Here is a 15,252-nt window from a genome sequence, read left to right as displayed (position 1 = left end):
CGGATCCGTCCGGCGGGTCAATGACCGCCCATCAGCTTCTCGACGGCTTCCGGGTCGTCATGCACCGCGTAACGGTCGACGATAGTGGCGCTCGCCTCGTTGAGGCCGATCAGCTCGACCTCGGTGCCCTCGCGGCGGAACTTGATCACCACCCGGTCCAGGGTCTGGACGGCGGTGATGTCCCAGAAGTGGGCGCGGGACAGGTCGATGGTGACCTTCTCTACGGTCTCCTTGAAGTCGAAGGCGGCCCCGAAGCGCTCGGAGGAGGCGAAGAACACCTGGCCCACCACCTTGTAGAGCCGGTGGCCCTCCTCGGGGGTCTCGGCGCCGACGTAGAGGATGTTGCCGACCTTGTTGGCGAAGAAGAGTGCTGCCAGCAGCACGCCGACGAACACCCCGATGGCCAGGTTGTGGGTGCCCACGGTGACCGCCACGGTGGCGAGCATCACGATATTGCTGCTCAGCGGGTGCTTCTTGAGGTCGCGGATCGACTCCCAGCTGAAGGTGCCGACGGAGACCATGATCATCACCGCCACCAGGGCCGCCATGGGAATCTGCGACACCCAGTCGGCCAGGAAGACCACCATCAGCAGCAGCACCACGCCGGCGATCAGGGTGGAGAGGCGCGTGCGGCCGCCGGACTTGATGTTGATCACCGACTGACCAATCATCGCGCAGCCCGCCATGCCGCCGATCAGGCCGGTGCCGAGGTTAGCCAGGCCCTGACCCTTACACTCGCGGTTCTTGTCACTGGGCGTGTCGGTCAGGTCGTCGACGATGGTGGCGGTCATCATCGATTCCAGCAGGCCCACCACGGTGAGCATCACCGAGTAGGGCAGGATGATCATCAGGGTCTCGAGGGTGAGCGGCACCTCGGGCCACAGGAACACCGGCAGGGTGTCGGGAAGCTCACCCATGTCACCGACGCTTCTGATCTCCATGCCGGTCAGCAGGTAGACCGCGGTGAGCACCAGGATACAGACCAGCGGCGAGGGCAGCAGTTTGCCCACCTTCGGCAGGTAGGGAAAGCCGTAGATGATCGCCAGGCCCGCCGCCGTCATGGCGTAGACGTGCCAGGTGACGTCGGTGAGCTCGGGCAGCTGGGCCATGAAGATCAGGATCGCCAGGGCGTTGACGAAGCCCGTCACCACCGAGCGCGAGACGAAGCGCATCAGGTCGGCGAGGCGCAAGTAGCCGGCGACGATCTGGAAGACGCCGGTGAGCAGGGTGGCGGCCAGCAGGTACTGCAGGCCGTGCTCCTTGACCAGGGTGACCATCAGCAGCGCCATGGCGCCGGTGGCCGCCGAGATCATGCCCGCCCGGCCGCCGGCGAAGGCGATGATCACCGCCATGGAGAAAGAGGCGTAGAGGCCCACTTTGGGATCGACGCCGGCGATGATGGAGAAGGCGATGGCCTCGGGAATCAGGGCCAGGGCCACGACGATCCCCGCCAGGGTGTCGCCCTTGAGGTTGGAGAACCAGCTCCGTTTCAGTGTCTCGTACATGCTGCGATCCAGTCAGGGGGTGATGGAAGGGTCGTATGGCAGTCGACGCTCGGATGCAGGCGTCTTCTCCCCCGCCCGGGCGGCGAGGCGCCGTGGGCGGAGCAGGACGAATATCGCAATGAAAGGCGCACGGACATCGGCGCGGCGCCGCACGCGGCCCGTGTCGATGACGACGGGCAGCGCCGATTAGAGGGGAGAGAGGCGCCAGGGCGGCGTAGCCGGCCCTGCCGGGGGTGTCATCACGGTCTGCCGACTCCCTTGCTCTGCATCCGCGGGGCGGCGCGCAGCGAACGTGGCTGACGGCACCCGACGAAGGCGCAGGAGTCTAGCAGAGATGGCGCGGGGATGCAGCCGAGCCGCCGGCGCCCACGCAGAACCTGGCGAGGGGCGCCGGGGACAGGTCGAAGAGGGTGTCCGACGCCAGGGGTGAGAAGCACTGCTTCGAACGGGCTGGCCATGGATGGCCAGCACCGGTTCTGCAAGTGGAGCGGGACGCGGGAGCGCCGCAGGGCGTCGTTAGCGCCCAGGGAGGGGTTCACAGCGCGCCCTCGCCGGTCCGGCGCTCCGGGACCTGTCGACGGATCAGCCCCGAGGACGCTAACGGCAATGGCCTATCGGCGACACTCAGGAAGCGTCGCCCGCGCCGCCTCCGGTGCGCGCCTGGGCGGCGGGTGAGGCCTTCATGTGCTTGAAGGCTTCCATGATGTCCATGGGCAGCGGGAAGACGATGGTGGAGGCGTTCTTGTTGCTCATGTCGCTCATGGTCTGCAGGTAGCGCAGCTGCAGCGCGGCGGAGTTCTCGGCCATGACGTTGGCCGCTTCGACCAGCTTCCTGGAGGCCTGCAGCTCGCCCTCGGCATGGATCACCTTGGCGCGACGCTCGCGCTCCGCCTCGGCCTGGCGGGCGATGGCGCGGATCATGCTCTCGTCGAGGTCGACGTGCTTGATCTCAACGTTGGCCACCTTGATTCCCCAGCTCTCGGCGGAGCTGTCGATGATCTCCTGGATGTCGTCGTTGAGCTTGTCACGCTCGGAGAGCATCTCATCCAGATCGTGCTTGCCGAGCACCGAGCGCAGCGTGGTCTGGGCCAGCTGGCTGGTGGCGTTGACGAAGTTCTCCACCTGGATGATCGCCTTTTCCGGGTCCACCACCCGGAAATAGAGCACCGCGTTGACCTTGACGGTGACGTTGTCCTGGGAGATGACGTCCTGCTCCGGCACGTCCATGGTGATCACCCGCAGGTCGACCACCTCCATCTTCTGGATGCCGGGGATGATGATCAGAAGGCCCGGCCCCTTCACCGACTGGAAGCGACCGAGGAAGAACACCACCCCGCGCTTGTATTCGGGCAGGATGCGGATCGAGGCCGCCAGCAGCAGGATCAGCAGGACGACCGGGACGAGATAGGAAAGCAGCATGGTGTCGGCTCCTTGGTTGGGCCGGCCGATGCGTCTCATCGACCGTGCCGGGCGGACCTCAGGACGATGAGGCCAGCGGTTCGACCTCCAGGGTCAGGCCGTCGACCGCCGTCACGCGGACCGACTGCCCGCGGGAGAGCGGCCGGGTGCTCCGGGCGTTCCAGCGCTCGCCCATCAGGCGCACATGGCCCTGGCCGGCGAAGTCGTCGAGGACCAGCGCCTCGCTGCCGACCAGTTCCTCCTGGCCGGTGCGCGGCTTCCGACGCCGCAGGCCGATGAAGCGGGTCATGACCCACAGCATCAGGCCCGCCGCGAGCAGGGCGATGCCGCCGATCATCGGCAGCGAGATATTCAGGGTGTCCGCGTCCATCAGTATCACCGATCCGATCACGAAGGCGACGATGCCGCCGATTCCGAGTATGCCGAAACTGGGCATCAAGGCCTCGCCCACGATCAGCCCCAGACCCACCAGTATCAGCGCCAGCCCGGCGTAGTTGACCGGCAGCACCTGGAAGGCGAACAGCGCCAGCAGCAGCGAGATGATGCCGATGGTGCCCGGCACCAGGCCGCCCGGGTTGGACAGCTCGAAGATCAGCCCGTAGAAGCCGATGATCATCAGGAAGTAGGCGACGTTGGGATTGGTGATCACGGCCAGCAGTTCGGTGCGCCAGTCGGGATCGAAGCGCTCGATGGCGAGATCGGCGGTGGACAGGGTCAGGGTGCCGTCATCCATCACCACGGTGCGCCCGTCGATCTGCGCGAGCAGGTCGTCCAGGTCGCTTGCCACCACCTCGATGACATTCTGCTCGAGGGCCTCACGGGCGGTGAGGTTGACCGCCTCGCGGACCGCCTGCTCGGCCCAGTCGGCGTTGCGGTCGTGGCGCTCGGCCAGCGAGCGAATATAGGCGACGGCATCCTCCAGCACCTTGCGCTCCATGGCCGTCTCGCCACGGCGCTTGGCGAGCTCCTGTGCGCTCTCGTCCTGGCGGGCGCTGCCTGCGTCTTGCGTCGACTCGCCCTGGGACGCCTCGCCGTCGGCGGCTTCCTGCACGGCCCCCTGCGATTCCGGCACGGGCTCGGATTCAGGTTCAGTCTCAGGTTCAGGCTCGCTCAGGCCCGGCAGCCCGCCGCCCCCGCCGAGCTGCACGGGGGTGGCCGAGCCGAGGTGGGTGGCCGGCGCCATGGCTGCCACGTGGCTGGCGTAGAGCAGGTAGGTGCCGGCGCTGGCGGCCCGGGCCCCGGCCGGCGAGACGTAGAGGGCGACCGGCACGGGGGAGATGAGCATGGCGCGAATCATCGCGCGCATCGAGGCGTCGAGCCCACCGGGGGTGTCCATCTGCACCACGACGAGCTCGGCCTCGCGCTCCTCGGCCAGTTCCAGGCCGCGCTGGAAGTAGTCGCCGATGGCCGGCCCGATGGCATCGTCGATGGTCATCGCCAGGGCCAGCCCCGACTGGGGAGAGGCCTTCTGGGCCTGGGCCTGCCAGGCGAGCAGGGCGCCCAGCGCCAGGCATACCAGGCTTAGCCAGAAGAGGACTCGACGTTTGGCATCCGGTCGATTCGGCATCATGACCCCTCGCCTCGGCATATCAGATTATTCCTGTGATACCGGGCGACGGGATTCGTTCAGGCCTCGCCGCGCGCCCCGGGATTCGTCGCCAGCACGTCGGCACGAATCACCGACTGCTCGGCGATCAGCCCGTTGACCACCGCGCGGCTGGCCTGGTAGTGCGCGGTCTCCTTGTGGGCCGCCAGGGCCTCTTGGTCGGCGTAGATCTCGTAGAGGTGGAAGAGGTCCGGGGTGTCGCGATCCTCGATCACGTCGAAGACCAGGCAGCCCGGCTCGTCGCGCACCGAGGCCTCGGCGTTGGGCAGCATGGCCTCGAGGAAACGCGCCCGGGTGCCCGGCTTCAGGCGGGTCTGAACGATGATGCAATACATGGCAGGCTCTCTTGGTTGGTGGAGATAGGTGGTGGCATGGGTTGTGGAATGAACGTAATTATGGAAACATTTTCCAATAATATTCATTAAGCCCCGTCCCGTCGAGGAGGTCCCATGCAACGTCCCGCCCCGTTCAACGGCATGCGCCATATCGCCCTGCAGGTCCAGGACCTCGAGGCCTGCGAACGTTTCTACGTGGACATCCTGGGCCTGGCGGTGCTGCGCCGGGCCCACGAGAACCTGGTCTACCTGACCCTAGGCAACGACAACGTCTCGCTCTCCCGCGCAAAGGCGCCCACCGGCGGCGATCCACAGCGCCTCGATCACTTCGGCTTCGTGGTCGATGCCCGCGAGGACGTGGACGCCTGGGAGGCGTTCTTGCGCGATCAGGGTGTCGAGGTGACCCGCGGCGCCCACGATCATGGCGACGGCGGGCGCAGCCTCTACTGCAAGGACCCGGACGGCAACAGCGTCCAGCCGCTCTACCACCCGAGCGTCTCCGGCCAGCGCCTGGCCTGAGGCCGATGCGATTGGCGGCGGCGACGAGCCGCCGACTCCCCGAGCATGTCTTTCATGCTGACTCGTTTGGCGCCATCGGAACGGTGGCGCCCTTTTTCGTCGCCGCCCCGAGGGAACACCCACCGGCGAGCCGACGGCGAGGATGGCCCGGGGCGCGAGGGGCCTGATGCTCAGAGAAGCTCCTAGAGAAGGTCCCAGAGAAGTGCTCAGAGGTCGTGGGGCTCGCCGGCCACGCGCTTCTGCACCTCCACCACGTAGGCCGCCAGCGAGGTCAGCTCCTCGCTGCCCCAGGCCAGCGGCTCGGCGGCCATCGGGGCGACCATGCAGATCTGCACCATCTCGTCGGCGTGGACCTCCGACATGCCGAACTGGTTGTCGGCCATCGCCACCCGGTGGGGGAAGGGCTGCTGGAAGGTCGCCTGGTAGCCGGTGTCCTGCCCATCGCTGCCGTGACAGCTCGCGCAGGCCAGGCCGTTGCTGCTCAGGGAGGTGTCGTAGTAGAGCGCCTCGCCGCGGGCCAGCATCGCCTCGGGATTGTTGCCGCGCTCGTTGTAGGCCGGCGCATAGTTATCGGGCCTGGCGACCACGGCGGCGGGGCCTCCCTCGGCTTCGGCTTCCGCTTCGCCCTCGGCTTCACCTTCTGCCTCGGCTTCGCCCTCGGCCTCACCTTCCGACTTGGCATGATAGCTGGCCAACAGCAGGGGTGCCTCGTCCGCGTTTGTGAAGGCCGCCGCGCCCGGAGCGTCGCCCGGCGGAGCGCCGCCCGGAGCCGCCTGCAGTGCGGCGCCGCCGGCCACCAGCGCCAGCAGCGGGGCCGTGTAGGCCAGTTGTCGACTCAGGCGGCCCAGCAGCCTGCGGCGTCGTTCGTCGTGCTGTGACATGATCTCACCCTCCGCGGTGCGTGTTCGAGACGCGGCGCAGACGCCAACGGGGCATCCGCGCTACCGTTGTGTCGCCCCGGGCGGCGCGGGCTTACAGCCGCCGCACTGGAGGGCCGTGTAAGGAAGCTTGCCCCTATGCGACCATCGATGACCATCGTCCCTGATCAAGGAACGTCATGACGGACACCACCTCTCGCCCCGACACGCCGCGGGCCCCGTCGACCCTCTGCCCCCAGCTGGCCGCGGCGCTGGCCCGCGCAGGCCTCGACGCGGGTATCGCGGCCATGCACCCGATGGCCGACACGGGCCTCGCCCATCATCACCTGTGGCTCGAGCGGGAACGGGACGACTGGGTGGCGCGACTGCCGAAGCAGAGCCAGATGCGACTCGACCCCGCCGCCAACCTCGCCTACCAGGCGGCCTGCTTCACCCGCGCCAGCCGCGGCGGCCACGCCCCCGCGCTATACGGCCTGCTGCCACCCGGCCCGGAGCTGCCCCGCGGCGGGCTCCTGGTCAGCGCCATCCGCGGCCGCCCGGCGCGCCTGCCACAGGACCTGCCCCGCATCGCCGAGGCGCTGGCCAGCCTCCACGGGCTGGCGGTGCCGGACGCCGAGGCGCGCGCGCCGCTGCTCTCCCCCATTGATCCCTGGGCGGCGATGCGCGAGGAGGTGGGCGAACAGGCCCGCTTCCTCGAGCAGGCCGAGCTGGATGAGGAAGCCCGCGGCCTGATCGAGGCCGAGCTGGTCGCCCTGCCCCGGCAATTGCCGCCGGGACCCGGCCGTGAGCCCCGGCTGATCAGCTTCGATGCCCACCCCGGCAACTTCCTGATCACCGAGACCGGTCGCGCGGTGCTGGTGGACCTGGAGAAGTGCCGCTACGGCCTGGTCGGCTTCGACCTGGCCCACGCCAGCCTCTATACCTCCACCACCTGGGACCTGACGAGTCGCGCCGAGCTGACCCCCGCCGAGGTGGCCGCCTTCTATCGCCACTGGATCGATGCCATGGACCTCGCGGGAGACGTCGACACCCTACTGGCGTGCCGGCGCGCCATGTGGCTCTGGTCGCTGACCTGGTGCGCCAAGTGGCGGGCCAGCCACCGGCGCGAACAGGATTCGCAGCGACACGGCGAGGACTGGTCCGAGGAGTTGAGCGACGACGCCCTGATCGCCCACGTGCGCGACCGCGTCGATCACTACCTCTCGGTGGCCGCCATCGAGCACGTGCGCCGCGAGCATCGCGAACTGCAGCGCCACCTGTCGCCCTGACGCCCCCTTGATCACGCCCCTTTTACCTTCACTACGAGGAACTCCACGATGCGCGCTCTGTCTCCCCGGCCGGCTCCCCGATCAGTCCCACGGCTCGCCGCCCTGCTGCCGGCCCTGCTGACCAGCACGGGCCTGTCGGCCGCCCCCGACCCGGCCGACTGGCCGGCCGTGCTCGAGGAAGCCCGCGGCCAGACGGTCTACTGGTACGCCTGGGCCGGCGATCAGCGCACCAACGACTATATCGACTGGGTGGCCGGGCGCGTCGACGAGCGCTTCGGCATCGACCTCGAGCACGTGAAAGTGGGCAATACCGCCGAGGCGGTCTCCCGGGTGCTGGCGGAGAAGCAGGCCGGCAACGACGACGCCGGCAACGTCGATCTGATCTGGATCAACGGCGAGAACTTCGCCGCCATGAAGGAGAGCGACCTGCTGTTCGGCCCCTTTGCCCGCGCGCTGCCGAACTTCGCCCTGACCCGCCCGGCGGACAATCCTGAGGTGGTCACCGACTTCACCCTGCCCACCGAAGGCTACGAGTCGCCCTGGGGCCGGGCGCAGATCACCTACTACTACGATCAAGATGCCCTCGACACGCCCCCCCAGAGCATTCATGAACTGCTCGACTGGGCCCAGGCCAACCCGGGGCGCTTCACCTACCCGCGGATTCCCGACTTCACCGGCAGCACCTTCCTCAAGCAGGCGCTGATCGAGCTTACCGACCGGGATGAGGCGCTCTACGCGCCGGTCGAAAAGAGCGACTTCGCCGCCGTCACCGCCCCGCTGTGGGACTACCTGGACGCCCTGCACCCCCACCTGTGGCGAAGCGGCCGCCAGTTTCCCGCCAGCGGCCCTGAGCTGCGCAGCCTGATGGGCGACGGCGCGCTCACGCTGGCCTTCACCTTCATCCCCTCGGAGCCGGCCGCGGCGGTGGCCGACTACGAGCTGCCGGAAAGCACCCGCAGCTACGTGCCGGCAAGCGGCACCCTCGGCAACGTGCACTTCGTGGCCATCCCCTACAACTCGCCCCACCAGGCCGGCGCCATGGTCGTCGCCGACTACCTGCTCTCCCCCGAGGCCCAGGCGACCAAGCAGGATCTCGACGTCTGGGGCGATCGCACCGTGCTCGACGTCGCCCAGCTGCCGGCGGAGGACCGGGCGCGGTTCGCACTGGACCAGGCGAACCCGGCGATGCTGCCGGCGGGCGCCCTCGAGCGCACCCTGCCCGAGCCGCACCCCAGCTGGATGACGGCGCTGCAGGACGCCTGGCAGGACCGCTACGTCGGACAATGATGGCCTGCGCTAGCGCCCCGCGAACGGGCGAGACGGGGCCGGCCCGATGATGCTGCGCCTCGCCCCCGCGCTGATCGTCACCCTACTGGTCGCGCCGATCCTGGCGGGCCTCGCCATGGCCCTGCTGCCGGCCTTCGGCTACCTGCCGGCGCTCGGCGGCGAGGCCTTCTCGCTGGCCCCCTGGCGGGCGCTGGCCGCCCAGCCCGGCATCGGGCGTTCGGTCGCCATCAGCTTCGCCGGCGGCCTCATCGCCACCGCCCTGTCACTCGCCGTGGTGCTGCTCTACCTGGCCGCAGCGAGCGGCAGCCGGCTCGACCGCTGGATCCGGCGCCTGGTCTCGCCGCTGCTCTCCATTCCCCACGCCGCCGCGGCCTTCGGGCTGGCCTTTCTGATCGCCCCCTCGGGGCTGCTTGCGCGGCTGGCCTCGCCGTCGATGACCGGCTGGGAGCGCCCGCCGGATCTGCTGATCGTCCAGGATCCCTGGGGGCTCTCGCTGATCGCCGGGCTCGTCATCAAGGAGGTGCCCTTCCTGCTGCTGATGAGCCTGGCGGCGCTGCCCCAGCTCGACGCCGAGCGCCGCGTGGCCATGGCCCGCTCGCTGGGCTATCGCCCGGCCATCGCCTGGCTCAAGGTGGTGGCGCCGGCCCTCTACCCGCTGATCCGCCTGCCGGTGTTCGCGGTCGTCGCCTATGCCTCCTCGGTGGTGGACGTGGCGATGATCCTCGGCCCGACCCTGCCCCCGACGCTGGCCGTATCGATCCTCACCTGGTTCAGCGACCCCGACCTCGACCAGCGCTTCCTGGCCTCGGCCGGCGCGATCCTGCAACTCGGCGTCACCGCCACGGCGCTGCTGACCTGGTGGGGGCTGGAGCGGCTCGCGGCTCGGCTGATGGATGCCTGGATCGCCCGCGGCGGGAGGCGCCGCGGCGAGACGAGCCTGCACCTCACCGGCAAGCTTTTCACCCTGCTCGCCACGGGCGTCGCCTTCACCGGCATCGGCAGCCTGGCGATCTACTCGGTAGCGGGATTTTGGCGGTTTCCCGAGGCCCTGCCCCTCAGCATGACGCTGGATCACTGGGCCCAGGCGCTGCCCGCCCTCGGCGGGCCGCTCGCCTCGACGGTGCTGATCGCGCTTGGCTCGACCCTGCTCGCCGCGGTACTGGTACTGGCGGCCCTGGAGAACGAACAGCGCACCGGCCACACCGCCTCGAAGGCGCTGTGGCTGCTCTACCTGCCGCTGATCGTGCCGCAGATCGCCTTCCTGTTCGGCCTGGTGGTGGTGATGGAGCAGCTCGGCATCCGGCCGACCCACGGCCTGATCATCTTCGGCCACCTGCTGTTCGTGCTGCCCTACGTCTTCCTGTCGCTCTCGGAGGCCTACCGGCGGATCGACCCGCGCTGGACGCAGCTGGCCCTGACGCTCGGCGCCTCGCGCAATGCCGTCTTCTGGCGGGTCCGCCTGCCGATGCTGCTGGCCCCCCTGCTCACCGCCTGTGCGGTGGGCCTGGCGGTGAGCATCGGCCAGTACCTGCCCACCCAGCTGCTGGGCGCGGGACGGGTCACCACCGTCACCACGGAGGCGGTCTCACTGGCCGCCGGCGGCAACCGTCGGGTGATCGGGGTCTGGGCGCTGGTCCAGGCCTGCCTGCCGCTGGTGGGCTTCGTGATCGCCATCGGCCTGCCGAAGTTGCTATGGTCCAACCGCCGCGGCATGCAGGGAGCCCCATGACCACGCCCCATCGACTCGAACTTCGCGACGTCCGGATACAGCTCAGTGGCAAGACCCTGGTCTCGCTCGACACCCCCATCGCCCCGGGCGAGGTGCTCACCGTCATGGGCCCCTCCGGCTCGGGCAAGTCGACCCTGCTCGCCTACCTGGCCGGCTTCCTGGCCCCGGAGTTCCAGGCCAGCGGCCGGGTGCTGCTGGACGACCGCGACATCACCGCCCTGCCCGCCGAGCGCCGCGGCATCGGCCTGCTGTTCCAGGACCCGCTGCTCTTTCCCCACCTCTCGGTGGCCGGCAACTTGCGCTTCGGTATGCCCAGAGCCGGCGCCGACAAGGCCGCCCGGGTCGATCAGGCCCTCACGCACATCGGGCTGGCCGGCTTCGGCGAGCGCGACCCGGCCACGCTCTCCGGCGGCCAGAAGGCGCGCGTCGCGCTGATGCGCCTGCTGCTCTCGGCGCCCTGCGCGGTGCTGCTCGACGAGCCCTTCTCGAAGCTCGACACCCACCTGCGCCAGGCGATGCGCCGGCTGGTGTTCGACCGCCTGCGCGAGGCCGGCCTGCCGAGCCTGCTGGTGACCCACGACCGCGAGGACGCCGAGGCGGCCGGCGGGCGGGTGATCGAGATCTCCTCCTGACCCGCGTCGCCCTGGAGCGTATCGTGCTCGAGCGTACGTCCTGGGCCGTATCGCGTTCAGGTCGACTCCTGCCACGCCAGGGCGTGGGGATCAAAGCCGCCGACCAGCCGCGGCTTGACGACCTCGAACCAGGGAGAGAGATCGAAATCCCGCGGGGTGAAGAGGCTAGGGTGGCGACGCTGGAACACCCGCGAACGGCCCGCCACGGGGATCGGCAGGATCGGGTAGCGAACCGACTGGAAGGCCTCGGCGATCAGGGTCGAGCAGATGGCGCGGGTCGGATCACCGCTGCCGAGTCCCAGCATGTGCCGACGCCAGGGCGTCGGCACGGGCGGCAGGGGCAGGAGGTAGCGGGCCAGGTCGAGGAGGTTGCGCAGGTCGTAGCGGTGACCCACGCGGGCGCAGACGAAGGCGATCAGCCGGTCGATCTCCGCCGGGCCCAGCCCCACCGGGCGACAGATGCGCAGCGCATAGCCGTCGAACGCCTCGAAGCCCACCACGCGCACTCCCTCCGACAGGTCCGCCTCGACGAAACTGCCCTCGCCCACGTAGAGGGCGGCATGCGACCAGGTCGACTGCGTCAGGTACTTGATCACCGTGCTGATCCGCGAGGAGCCCTCGACCAGCAGGACATCACCGGGCTCGAGACACGCCTGGATGTCCTCCTCGACGGGCTGCTGGGGGCAATGCCAGGGCCTCGGGCAGGAGAGCCAGCCCCCGAGGCCGTGACCGCATCGCTCGAGCATCGCGGACATCGGCGCCCTCCTTGCGTCACTCACGGCAAGGCGGCCAGCCGCCTGGCCAGGGTAAGAAGACTCGCCAACAGCAGCAGCGCCGCCAGCGGCAGCAGCCAGGGGAGCACCGGGATCAGGGCACCGGCCAGCGGCAGCCCCAGCCAGATCATCACCATCGGCGCGCAGCAGGCGCCGCCCGCCAGCAGGGCCGGCAGCGCGGCCAGCAGGGAGCCGCCGGGCGCGCGCCAAGCGCAGTGGCGCGTGCCGTGGCGCAGCCGCCGGCCCAGCACGAGGTTGGCGCCCAGCAGCAGCCCGAGCCCCAGGGCCAGCAGGGTATTGAGCGGACTGAAGGTCCAGATCCAGGGGCCCGCCTCGATCAGCCCCACCGGCTCGAAATGGAGGGGGCCGCGCGCCTGCCAGACCCGCTCCCAGGCGGGGAAGCGCGCGGCGAGCCCCCCGCCACCGCCGGGGCCGAGATCGCCGATCACCCAGAGATAGAGCCCGGCATAGGCAAGCCCGATGACCCCGACGAGCGCCGCGTCCCGGGGGCGCCCGACCAGCGCGTCGCGCAGGGCGGCGAGCGCGGTCATGGTGCGTCCTCCGGCGCCCCGTAGAGCCGGGTGTCGGGGTAGAAGGCCGCCCAGGCGAACCACATGGCCTCGAAGGCATGGATCGGCTCGAGGGCCTCGGTGCCGCCGCCGCTGACGCCCGCCGGGCCGAAGGTCAGCTCGTCGACGCGGATCGCGACGCGCCCGGGATTGTGAAAGACCCAGCCGGTCGCCAGGCCCGCATCGCGGATCACCGTGTAGTGGCTGTCGCCAAGCGCAAGCTCGATCACCGCCTCACGGCGCAGCGCCTCGCGGGTCACGGCGGCCGCGCCCTGGCGGGTGCGAAACCCCAGCACGCTGGCCTTGGGCGGCAGGCGTCGGCTCTCCGCCATGACCGGGAAGAGCCGGCCGCTCTGCGGGCGGTAATAGCCGCGTCGGGGGGCGTAGCCGCCGTAGGGGTCGCGGCGATAGTTGCGCACGTGGCCGGTCTCCTGGCTGAGCACCCGGGTATCCGGGTGGCGCGCCCGCCAGGCCTCCCAGGTGGTCCAGACGACCCTCAGCTCCTCGAGTCCCTGTCCCGCCAGGGGGCCGTCGATGGCCACGCCGAGCATCTGCGGGATCTCGCTGCCGGTGGTGCGGTCGTACATCACCAGGTTGCTGTTCACCAGCCGCCCGGAGACGCCCAGCTCGGCGGCGCCGCGATGAAAGCCCAGGGCGCTGCCGGTCAGCGGGCAGTAGGTGATGCTCAGGGGCCGGCCGGCCACGCTGTCGTTGACGATCTCGTGCCACACCAGGATGCGCTGCGGGTAGGCGCGGGCCTCGCCGTCGAGGTAGAGGCCGATGATCCGGTCGCCCGGCGCAAGCTGCGCCTCGGCCGCCGCCACCGATTGAAAGCGGGGCCGGTCGATGGAGGGAATGCCGTCCTTGCCGGGGCCGCCGGAGCGCACCGCCTGGCGGAACTCTTGCAGGGAGTACGCCAGGGGCACGGGAGGCGCCTCCAGGGTGGGCAGCGCCGCCCACGCCTCAGGCAGAGGCTGTGGCAGGGTCTGTGGCAAGGGCAGCAGCCATGAGGCGAACAGGATGATCAGGATAAGACGCCACCGGGTCATGGATTACCTCCCTGCGCGAGGGATGCCGACGCGCCGCGAATGCCGTCGCCGCCGGGACGCGGGCGGCCTTATCCCTCTGTCGCGCGGTGCCCGACGACCTTACGCGCGCGATAGACTGTAAGCTGGCGGCTTCCGCTCCGACTCAGGCGCGGCGAGAGTGCCTTAACGATCCCCAGGAGAGACGACATGCCGGCGAGGCCGCGGCTCAGCATCATCGTTCCGACCCTCAATGAAGCGGCCATCATCGAGGCGCAGCTTACCCGCCTCGCGCCCCTGCGCGCGGGCGGCGCGGAACTGCTGGTGGTCGACGGCGGCAGCCGCGACGCGACCCTGGCCCGGGCGCGCCCGCTGGCCTCGCGGGTGATCGAGAGCGCGCCCGGCCGCGCCCGGCAGATGAATGCCGGCGCCCGGGAGGCCCAAGGCCGAGCGCTACTCTTCCTGCATGCCGACACCGTCCTGCCGCCGGGGGCAGAGGCCGCGATCGCCGCGGCGCTGGCCGAGGGGCGCGACTGGGGGCGCTTCGACGTGCGGCTGGCCGGGCGCCATCCGCTGCTGCCCGTGATCGCCTTCGCCATGAACCAACGCTCGCGCTGCACGGGCATCGCCACCGGCGACCAGGGCCTGTTCATGACCCGTGAGGCTTTCGCGGGCGCGGGCGGCTTTCCCGATCAGCCGCTGATGGAGGACATCGAGATGTCACGACGGCTCAAGCGGATCTCTAAGCCCGCCTGCCTGCGCGAGAAGGTGACGACCTCGGGACGGCGCTGGGAGCAGGGCGGCGCCTGGCGGACCATCCTGCTGATGTGGCGGCTGCGCTGGCGCTACTGGCGGGGCGCCTCCCCCGACGACCTGGCCCGGGCATATCGCCATGTGCGCTGAAGTCCGCGACACCTTTCCCCTGGCGATACTCGCCAAGGCGCCGATCCCGGGACGCGCCAAGACGCGGTTAATCCCGGCGCTCGGCGCCGAGCGCGCCTGCCGGCTCCACGAGCGGCTGCTGCGCCATGCGCTGGCCACCGCCCTGGCGGCGACCTCGCCTGACCGCATCACCCTGTGGACGGCACTTCAGCACGATCACCCGCTGTTCCGGGAGCTGGCCGACCGCCACGGCATCGCGCTACGCGCCCAGCCCGAGGGCGATCTGGGCGCGCGCATGCACCAGGCCCTCGCGGCCATGGACGCACCGGGGCTTCTGATCGGCAGCGACTGTCCGGCGCTGACCCCGGCGCTGCTGCAGCGCTGCCGGGCGACGCTGAGCGATGCCGACGGCGTCTTCGTGCCGGCCGAGGATGGCGGCTACGCGCTGGTCGGCACAAGGCGCGCCGAACGCCGCCTGTTCAGCGCCATCGACTGGGGCACGGAGCGCGTCATGGCCCAGACCCGCGCGCGCGCCGAGGAAATGGGCTGGCGACTGGCCTGCCCGGCGCGACTCTGGGACGTCGACCGGCCGGAGGACCTCGAACGGCTGGCCCGCCTCGGCGACTCGCTCGGCGTCTGCTTGTTTGACCACCGGCTCGATGACCGTCTCGATGACGGTCTCGATGAGCGTCTGGTTGATTGAGAGTGAGGCCTCGCCGTCGAGCGCGCGCCCTGTAAGGAACGCCGTGGGGCCGCGACCCAGCGGAGAGTCCATACTCGACAGCTAATCTAAGCTGCTAGACTTTTCCCGCAGCGCGCACAACA

General features: G+C 70.0%; 15 protein-coding genes. 7 read left to right on the top strand and 8 right to left on the bottom strand.

From position 1 onward, the window contains the following. Positions 1-17 precede the first annotated feature (17 nt). The 4 genes from RSO68_RS09315 to RSO68_RS09300 all read right to left on the bottom strand — a co-directional run bounded on the left by RSO68_RS09315 (position 18) and on the right by RSO68_RS09300 (position 4,865). On the bottom strand, positions 18-1,505 hold the full coding sequence (locus RSO68_RS09315; protein ID WP_315586394.1) for a SulP family inorganic anion transporter: 1,488 nt from the start codon (positions 1,503-1,505) through the stop codon (positions 18-20). A 624-nt stretch (positions 1,506-2,129) separates the two neighbouring features. After that, complete coding sequence (locus RSO68_RS09310; RefSeq protein WP_315586393.1) at positions 2,130-2,924, bottom strand: slipin family protein; 795 nt, start codon at positions 2,922-2,924, stop codon at positions 2,130-2,132. Between the two features lie 58 nt (positions 2,925-2,982). Next, positions 2,983-4,494: an NfeD family protein gene (locus tag RSO68_RS09305; protein ID WP_315586392.1), complete on the bottom strand. Its 1,512-nt coding sequence runs from the start codon at positions 4,492-4,494 to the stop codon at positions 2,983-2,985. A gap of 56 nt (positions 4,495-4,550) precedes the next feature. Continuing rightward, positions 4,551-4,865: a putative quinol monooxygenase gene (locus RSO68_RS09300; RefSeq protein WP_315586391.1), complete on the bottom strand. Its 315-nt coding sequence runs from the start codon at positions 4,863-4,865 to the stop codon at positions 4,551-4,553. 114 nt (positions 4,866-4,979) lie between these two features. Between RSO68_RS09300 and RSO68_RS09295 the strand changes: the two genes are divergently transcribed. Further along, entirely contained in the window at positions 4,980-5,384 is a 405-nt protein-coding gene (locus tag RSO68_RS09295; RefSeq protein ID WP_089846717.1) for a VOC family protein, read from the top strand. A gap of 206 nt (positions 5,385-5,590) precedes the next feature. On the opposite strand, the gene RSO68_RS09290 is transcribed toward RSO68_RS09295, so the two are convergent. After that, positions 5,591-6,265, bottom strand: a complete 675-nt coding sequence (locus RSO68_RS09290; protein ID WP_315586390.1) for a hypothetical protein — start codon at positions 6,263-6,265, stop codon at positions 5,591-5,593. 176 nt (positions 6,266-6,441) lie between these two features. On the opposite strand from RSO68_RS09290, the gene RSO68_RS09285 reads away from it, so the two are divergent. From RSO68_RS09285 to RSO68_RS09270, 4 genes are read left to right on the top strand one after another with little or no spacing between them, the layout of a single operon-like run. After that, positions 6,442-7,530 (top strand): aminoglycoside phosphotransferase family protein, encoded by a 1,089-nt coding sequence (locus RSO68_RS09285; protein WP_315586389.1) that lies wholly within the window; start codon positions 6,442-6,444, stop codon positions 7,528-7,530. Between the two features lie 48 nt (positions 7,531-7,578). After that, the gene (locus RSO68_RS09280) at positions 7,579-8,817 is read left to right on the top strand and encodes an ABC transporter substrate-binding protein (RefSeq protein WP_315586388.1); all 1,239 of its coding nucleotides are present in this window, start codon (positions 7,579-7,581) and stop codon (positions 8,815-8,817) included. Between the two features lie 49 nt (positions 8,818-8,866). Continuing rightward, positions 8,867-10,546, top strand: a complete 1,680-nt coding sequence (locus RSO68_RS09275) for an ABC transporter permease (protein WP_315586551.1) — start codon at positions 8,867-8,869, stop codon at positions 10,544-10,546. After that, positions 10,543-11,178: an ATP-binding cassette domain-containing protein gene (locus RSO68_RS09270; RefSeq protein ID WP_315586387.1), complete on the top strand. Its 636-nt coding sequence runs from the start codon at positions 10,543-10,545 to the stop codon at positions 11,176-11,178. Before RSO68_RS09275 ends, RSO68_RS09270 begins: the two co-directional genes overlap by 4 nt. A 56-nt stretch (positions 11,179-11,234) precedes the next feature. Here the strand turns inward: RSO68_RS09270 and RSO68_RS09265 are convergent, their stop codons facing one another. From RSO68_RS09265 to RSO68_RS09255, 3 genes are read right to left on the bottom strand one after another with little or no spacing between them, the layout of a single operon-like run. After that, the gene (locus tag RSO68_RS09265; RefSeq protein WP_315586386.1) at positions 11,235-11,933 is read right to left on the bottom strand and encodes a lipo-like protein; all 699 of its coding nucleotides are present in this window, start codon (positions 11,931-11,933) and stop codon (positions 11,235-11,237) included. A gap of 20 nt (positions 11,934-11,953) precedes the next feature. Further along, positions 11,954-12,502 carry a hypothetical protein gene (locus tag RSO68_RS09260; RefSeq protein ID WP_315586384.1) on the bottom strand — a complete coding sequence of 183 codons (549 nt, stop codon included), beginning with the start codon at positions 12,500-12,502 and terminating at the stop codon, positions 11,954-11,956. Next, on the bottom strand, positions 12,499-13,569 hold the full coding sequence (locus RSO68_RS09255; RefSeq protein ID WP_315586383.1) for a DUF3179 domain-containing protein: 1,071 nt from the start codon (positions 13,567-13,569) through the stop codon (positions 12,499-12,501). Before RSO68_RS09255 ends, RSO68_RS09260 begins: the two co-directional genes overlap by 4 nt. A 186-nt stretch (positions 13,570-13,755) precedes the next feature. On the opposite strand from RSO68_RS09255, the gene RSO68_RS09250 reads away from it, so the two are divergent. Next, the gene (locus tag RSO68_RS09250; protein WP_315586382.1) at positions 13,756-14,448 is read left to right on the top strand and encodes a TIGR04283 family arsenosugar biosynthesis glycosyltransferase; all 693 of its coding nucleotides are present in this window, start codon (positions 13,756-13,758) and stop codon (positions 14,446-14,448) included. After that, a complete protein-coding gene (locus RSO68_RS09245) occupies positions 14,438-15,130 on the top strand; it encodes a TIGR04282 family arsenosugar biosynthesis glycosyltransferase (RefSeq protein WP_315586381.1) in 693 nt (230 codons plus the stop codon). Before RSO68_RS09250 ends, RSO68_RS09245 begins: the two co-directional genes overlap by 11 nt. Positions 15,131-15,252 lie beyond the last annotated feature (122 nt).

This window comes from Halomonas saccharevitans, from assembly GCF_032333995.1.
Classification (GTDB): Bacteria; Pseudomonadota; Gammaproteobacteria; order Pseudomonadales; family Halomonadaceae; genus Halomonas; species Halomonas saccharevitans.
This window is presented reverse-complemented; position numbering and strand designations above follow the sequence as displayed.